Genomic DNA, 6,204 nt, shown 5'->3' on the forward strand with positions numbered 1-6,204 from the left:
AGGCGGGCTGCTGGATTTAATCAAGAAAACAATGACTTGACCGGCGGCCTGCCCCCTCCTGTCACGCAGGGCGGCAAGCAGCCGGTGCAAGCGCGCGCCCGCTCAGCCGGGCGCGCCTTCGACGATCACGATATTGGCCAGCCCGGCGCCCTCGCGGTGCGCTTTGGCGGCCTGGTATTCCGGCGAGTTGTAGCAGCTCAGCGCCGCCTCCATCGAGTCGAACTCGATCACCACGTTGCGCGGATGGCCGTCGCCCTCCATCTGCTCGCAGGCGCCGCCGCGGGCCAGAACGCGGGCGCCGAATGTCTTGAACGCCTCCGTCGCGCCTTCGGCATACAGCTTGTAGGGATCGGGATCGGTCACAGTGACATGGGCAATCCAATAGGCTTTGGGCATGGGAACTCCGCTTGTCCGAAAAGGAAACCGGGGCGGCAGGCACCGCCCCGGCCAAAGGTCACTTGTTCAGGATCTTGGACAGCACCAGATAGGCGGCGCCGGCCACGAACAGGCCCACGAACCAGGCGTAGGTGTAGATCGTGGCAAAGAAGTCCGAGGTGCCCGCAGTAATGCCGACACCGGCCAGGAAGCCCGGCAGGTTCGGCAGGATGCCGATCACCAGCGCCCAGACACCGGCCCAGTTGGTGCCGTTGCTGCCGGAATAGATGCCGTTCATCTTGAACAGGTCAGCCACTTCCAGCTTGGTCTTGCGCAGCAGGTAGTAGTCCGCCAGCATCACGCCCGCGATCGGACCCAAGAGCGCCGAATAAGCGATCAGCCAACCGATGATGTGGTTCACCAGAACCCAGGGGAACATCGCGATGCCGATGCCCGCGGTGATATAGCCGCCGCGCTTGAGGTTGATCTTGCTCGGCGCCAGGTTCGAGAACCCGTGCGCAGGCGCCACCACGTTGGCCGCCAGGTTAGTGGTCAGCGTCGCCACGATCAGCGCAAACAGCGCGATGATCACCGAGAACCCGCCCATCTTCTCAGACAGCTGGATCGGATCCCAGATCGCCTCGCCATAGATCACCACGGTGGCCGAGGTCACGGCGGAGGCGATGAAGGCAAACAGCGCCATCGGGATCGGCAGGCCGACCAATTGGCCCACCAGCTGGTCTTTCTGGCTTTTGGCGTGGCGGGTGAAGTCGGGGATGTTCAGCGCCAGCGTCGCCCAGAAACCGATCATGCCGGTGAGGCTCGGCCAGAAGACGACCCAGAACTGGCCCTCTTGCGGCTGGCCCGGATCAAAGGCGCTGGGGGTGGACAGCATCTCGCCGAAGCCGCCGGCGTTGACATAGGCCCAGGCCAGCAGGGCGAGGCCCATCGCCAGCAGGAAGGGGGCCGCATAGGTCTCCAGCCAGCGGATCGACTCGGTGCCGTTGGCGATGAAGTAGAGATGCAGCGCCCAGAAGGCGAGGAAGCAGATGAATTCGCCCGCGCTGATGCCCAGCACCGGAAGCGCCTCGCCCGCCAGCGCACCGCCGGTCAGGGTGTTGAGGATCACAAAGATCGCCGAGCCGCCGACCCAGGTCTGGATGCCGAACCAGCCGCAGGCGACGATGCCGCGGGCCACGGCCGGGATCTTGGCGCCGGTCGGCCCGAAGGAGGAGCGCAAGAGCACCGGGAAGGGGATGCCGTATTTGGTGCCGGCATGGCCCACCAGCACCATCGGGATCAGCACGATGGCGTTGGCGGCCAGAATGGTCATAACTGCCTGATCCCAGCTCATGCCGGAGCCGATCAGGTAGGAGGCCAGCAGGTAGGTCGGAATACAGACCACCATGCCCACCCAAAGCGCGGCAATTGCCAGCCAGTCCCAGGTGCGTTCCGCCGCCGTCGTCGGCAGCTGGTCCTCGTTATAGAGTTCGGGGTCGATCCCGGTCAGATCCACCCGCGGCGGCGCGTCGGCGCCGGACGCGGAATACCCGCTGGTTACATCAGCCATTTTGAGTTTCCTCCCTGTTATTTGGCTTTGTTGCTGCCTGCTTCTGCGGCAGGCAGTAAATGCAAAAGCCCCCGGCCTGCGCCGGGGACCGTGATCAGACGCAGGCCGGCATGTTTTCAGCCGAGCGCACAACCTGGCGCGGCGCGGTGACCTGTTTCCACTTGGACAGCGCCTTGCTGACCTCGGGGAACGCGGGCCGTTCGACAAAACGCCCATGCCCCGGGGTGGCGCAGACGGTGCCGTCGTCCACCGCCAGTTCGCCGCGGCTGAGGGTATAGCGCGGCAGGCCGGTCACCTCGCGGCCGGAGAAGACGTTGTACTCCACCACCGACTGCTGGGTTTCGGGCGAGATCACCTTGGACTTCTTCGGATCCCACACCACCAGATCGGCGTCGGAGCCTTCCACGATCGCCCCTTTGCGCGGGTATATGTTGAGGATACGCGCGATATTGGTCGAGGTCACGGCCACAAACTCGTTCGGTGTCAGCCGCCCGGTGTTCACGCCCTCGCTCCACAGGACCGGCATCCGGTCCTCCAGCCCGCCGGTGCCGTTCGGGATCTTGGTGAAATCGCCGATGCCAAAGCGTTTCTGATCCACGGTAAAGGCGCAGTGGTCAGTCGCCACCACCTGCAGCGAACCTGCCTGAAGACCGGCCCACAGGCTGTCCTGATGCGCCTTGTCGCGGAACGGCGGCGACATCACCCGCTGCGCGGCGTGGTCCCAATTTGGGTTGCGGTATTCGCTTTCGTCCAGCACCAGATGCTGGATCAGCGGCTCGCCATAGACGCGCATGCCCTTCTGGCGCGCCCGGCGGATCGCCTCATGCGCCTGCTCGCAGGAGGTATGCACGACGTACAGCGGCACGCCCGCCATGTCGGCGATCATGATGGCGCGGTTGGTGGCTTCGCCCTCGACCTCGGGCGGACGCGACAGCCCATGGCCTTCGGGGCCGCGGATGCCGTCGGCCAGCAGCTTCTGCTGCATGGTGGCCACCACGTCGCCGTTTTCCGCATGGACCATCGGCAGCGCGCCAAGCGCGGCGCAGCGGCGGAAGCTGTCAAACAGCTCGTCATCGTCCACCATCAGCGCGCCCTTGTAGGCCATGAAATGCTTGAAGGTGTTGATGCCCAGATCCACGACCTGCTGCATTTCGTTGAACACCTGCTCGCTCCACCAGGTCACCGCCATGTGGAAGGAGTAGTCGGCACAGGCGCGTTTGGACTTGGCGTGCCAGGCCTCCAGCGCCTCCAGCATCGACTGGCCGGGGCTTGGCAGGCAGAAGTCCACCACCATGGTGGTGCCGCCAGCCAGGCCCGCGCGGGTGCCGGATTCAAAGTCATCCGCCGAATGGGTGCCCATGAAGGGCATTTCCAGATGCACATGCGGGTCGATGCCGCCCGGCATGACATAGCAGCCCTCGGCGTCCAGCACCTTGTCGCCAGTGAGGCCCGCGCCGATCTGCACGATCTTGCCATCCTCGATGGCGACATCGGCGGCATAGCTGCGGTCGGCGGCAACGATAGTGCCGCCCTTGATCACGGTTCTTGCAGTCATAGTCTTCACTCCACGACTTCTGCCGTTTCCAGCACGGCATGCAAGAGCACATCTGCCCCTGCCGCGGCCCATTCACGGCTGATTTCCTCGTCCTCGTTGTGGCTGAGCCCATCGACGCAGGGGCACATCACCATCGCGGTCGGCGCAACCTTGTTGATCCAGCAGGCGTCATGGCCTGCGCCCGAGATGATGTTGCGGTGCGAATAGCCCAGCTGCTCGGCGGCACGGCGCACGGCAGAGACGCAGTTTTCGTCGAACGTCACCGGGTCGAAATGGCCGACCTGCTCGATTTCCAGGCCCAGTTCCAGCTCCTCGGCGATCTTGGCGGCACCCTCGCGCAGGCGGCGCTCCATGTCCGCTTGCGTGTCAAAGCTGGGCGAGCGGAAGTCGATGGTGAACACCACCTTGCCCGGCACGATGTTGCGGCTGTTGGGGTAATAATCGCAGTGGCCCACGGCACCAACGGCGTCGGGCTGGTGGCTCATCGCGATCTCATGCACCAGCGTCGTGATCCGCGCGGCCCCCAGGCCCGCATTGCGGCGCATCGGCATCGGGGTGGAGCCGGTATGCGCCTCCTGGCCCGTCAGCGTCACCTGCAGCCAGTTCAGGCCCTGGCCATGGGTCACGACGCCGATGTCCTTGCCCTCGGCCTCCAGAATGGGGCCCTGCTCGATGTGCAGCTCGAACATCGCGTGCATCTTGCGGTTGCCCACCGGCTCATCGCCCGCGTAGCCGATGCGGGCCAGTTCCTCGCCGAACTTCTTGCCTTCCGCATCCTCGCGCGCATAGGCCCAGTCCTGCGTATGAACGCCCGCAAAAACGCCGGAGGACAGCATCGCGGGGGCAAACCGCGTGCCTTCCTCATTGGTCCAGTTCACCACCACGATCGGGCGGCGGGTCCGGATGCCCTGATCGCGGATCGAGCGCACCACCTCAAGCCCTGCCAGCACGCCCAGCACGCCGTCGTATTTGCCGCCCGTGGGCTGGGTGTCCAGATGGCTGCCCATCATCACCGGATCCAGATCCGGATTGGTGCCTTCCAGGCGGGCAAACATATTGCCCATGCTGTCGACGCCGACGGTCATGCCGGATTCTTCGCACCAGCGCTTGAACAGGTCGCGGCCTTCCTTGTCGGCGTCGGTCAGCGTCTGGCGGTTGCATCCGCCGCGCAGGCCGGGGCCTTTCTGCGCCATCTCCATCAGCGTGTCCCACAGGCGGCTGCCGTTGATGCGGGCGTTGCTTTGCACGTCTTTCATATCTCTCTCCCTTTGCCGCCCCTGCCCCGCGCGCCATTCGAGCGCAAGGCAGAGGCAGGTCCTCACGCGACCAGCGACTCGGCCAGAATGCCGATCAGCTCGTCGATTTCCGTCTTTTCGATGATCAGCGGCGGCGACATCGCGATGATGTCGCCGGTGGTGCGCAGATGCGCCCCCTTGTCCCAGGCGCGCAGGTAGGTGTCGAAGGCGCGCTTGGTGGGCACCCCCGCAACCGGCTCCAGCTCCACCGCGCCGACCAGGCCGGAGCAGCGGATGTCCTTCACATGCGGCATCCCCTGAAGGCTGAACAGGGCATCGGACCAATAGTCCTCCAGCGCCGCCGCACGCTCGAACAGCTCCTCCTCGCGGTAGGTGTCCAGCGCCGCCAGCGCCGCGGCGCAGGCGACCGGGTTGCCGGAGTAGGTATAGCCGTGGAACAGCTCGATCATATGCTCCGGGCCGGTCATGAAGGCATCGTGGATGGCGCTGCTGATCATCACCGCGCCCATCGGGATCACCCCGTTGGTCAGACCCTTGGCGGTGGTGATCATGTCCGGTTCGACGCCGTAGTAATCCGCGCCAAAGGCCCGGCCCAGGCGGCCATAGGCGGTGATCACCTCGTCGAAGATCAAGAGGATACCGTGCTCCCGGGTGATCTCGCGCAGCCGCTGCAGGTAGCCCTTGGGCGGCAGGATCACCCCGGCGGAGCCTGCCATCGGCTCGACGATCACCGCGGCGATGGTCTCCGCCCCGTGCAGCTCGATCAGCCGCACCAGATCCTCCGCCAGCTCCGCGCCATGCTCCGGCTGGCCCTTGGTAAAGCCGTTGCGCGCCGGGTCATGGGTGTGGCGCAGGTGGTCGACGCCGGTCAGCAGGCTGCCGAAATGGCGGCGGTTGTTGACGATGCCGCCCACCGAGATGCCGCCGAAGTTCACCCCGTGATAGCCCTTCTCGCGCCCGATCAGCCGGGTGCGGCCTTGCTCGCCCTTGGCCTTGTGATAGGCCAGCGCGATTTTCAGTGCGGTCTCCACCGATTCCGAGCCGGAGTTGGTGAAGAACACATGGTTCAGATCGCCCGGCGCCAGCTCCGCCAGCCGCGCGGCCAGCTCAAACGCCTTGGGGTGGCCCATCTGAAAGGCGGGCGCATAGTCCAGTTCGGTGACCTGTTTCTGCACCGCCTCGGTGATGCGCGGCGCAGCGTGGCCCGCGTTGACGCACCACAGGCCCGCGGTGCCATCCATCACCTTGCGCCCGTCGGTGGTGGTGTAATACATGCCCTCGGCCGAGGCGACCATGCGCGGCGACTGCTTGAATTGCCGGTTGGCCGTGAACGGCATCCAGTAGGCATCCATGGCGTTCGGCCGCTTCAGTTGATTATCCATGTCCAAGTCCTTTTCGTTCGAGTGTTCAGGCCGCAACGAGTTTTAGCAGCGTATCGAGGCTCTGCT

The 6,204-nt window shown here is 65.2% G+C and carries 5 protein-coding genes; all 5 read right to left on the minus strand.

Annotated elements, in window-relative coordinates; translation table 11 throughout:
* Positions 1-102: 102 nt before the first annotated feature.
* A complete protein-coding gene (locus B2P87_RS11145; protein WP_008558342.1) occupies positions 103-396 on the minus strand; it encodes a DUF1330 domain-containing protein in 294 nt (97 codons plus the stop codon).
* 58 nt (positions 397-454) lie between these two features.
* Complete coding sequence (locus tag B2P87_RS11150) at positions 455-1,945, minus strand: NCS1 family nucleobase:cation symporter-1 (RefSeq protein ID WP_058286647.1); 1,491 nt, start codon at positions 1,943-1,945, stop codon at positions 455-457.
* Between the two features lie 94 nt (positions 1,946-2,039).
* On the minus strand, positions 2,040-3,500 hold the full coding sequence (gene hydA, locus B2P87_RS11155) for a dihydropyrimidinase (RefSeq protein ID WP_141889135.1): 1,461 nt from the start codon (positions 3,498-3,500) through the stop codon (positions 2,040-2,042).
* A 5-nt stretch (positions 3,501-3,505) separates the two neighbouring features.
* Positions 3,506-4,756 (minus strand): Zn-dependent hydrolase, encoded by a 1,251-nt coding sequence (locus B2P87_RS11160; RefSeq protein WP_141889134.1) that lies wholly within the window; start codon positions 4,754-4,756, stop codon positions 3,506-3,508.
* Between the two features lie 62 nt (positions 4,757-4,818).
* Positions 4,819-6,138 (minus strand): aspartate aminotransferase family protein, encoded by a 1,320-nt coding sequence (locus B2P87_RS11165; RefSeq protein ID WP_141889133.1) that lies wholly within the window; start codon positions 6,136-6,138, stop codon positions 4,819-4,821.
* Positions 6,139-6,204 lie beyond the last annotated feature (66 nt).

Source organism: Leisingera sp. UBA4491, assembly GCF_002388965.1.
In the GTDB taxonomy this organism is placed as follows: Bacteria; Pseudomonadota; Alphaproteobacteria; order Rhodobacterales; family Rhodobacteraceae; genus Leisingera; species Leisingera aquaemixtae.

Coding starts and splice junctions, on each gene's coding strand:
- B2P87_RS11160 (WP_141889134.1), bottom strand. CDS start 4,756: ATGAAAGACGTGCAAAGCAACGCCCGCATCAACGGCAGCCGCCTGTGG.
- hydA (WP_141889135.1), bottom strand. CDS start 3,500: ATGACTGCAAGAACCGTGATCAAGGGCGGCACTATCGTTGCCGCCGAC.
- B2P87_RS11165 (WP_141889133.1), bottom strand. CDS start 6,138: ATGGATAATCAACTGAAGCGGCCGAACGCCATGGATGCCTACTGGATG.
- B2P87_RS11150 (WP_058286647.1), bottom strand. CDS start 1,945: ATGGCTGATGTAACCAGCGGGTATTCCGCGTCCGGCGCCGACGCGCCG.
- B2P87_RS11145 (WP_008558342.1), bottom strand. CDS start 396: ATGCCCAAAGCCTATTGGATTGCCCATGTCACTGTGACCGATCCCGAT.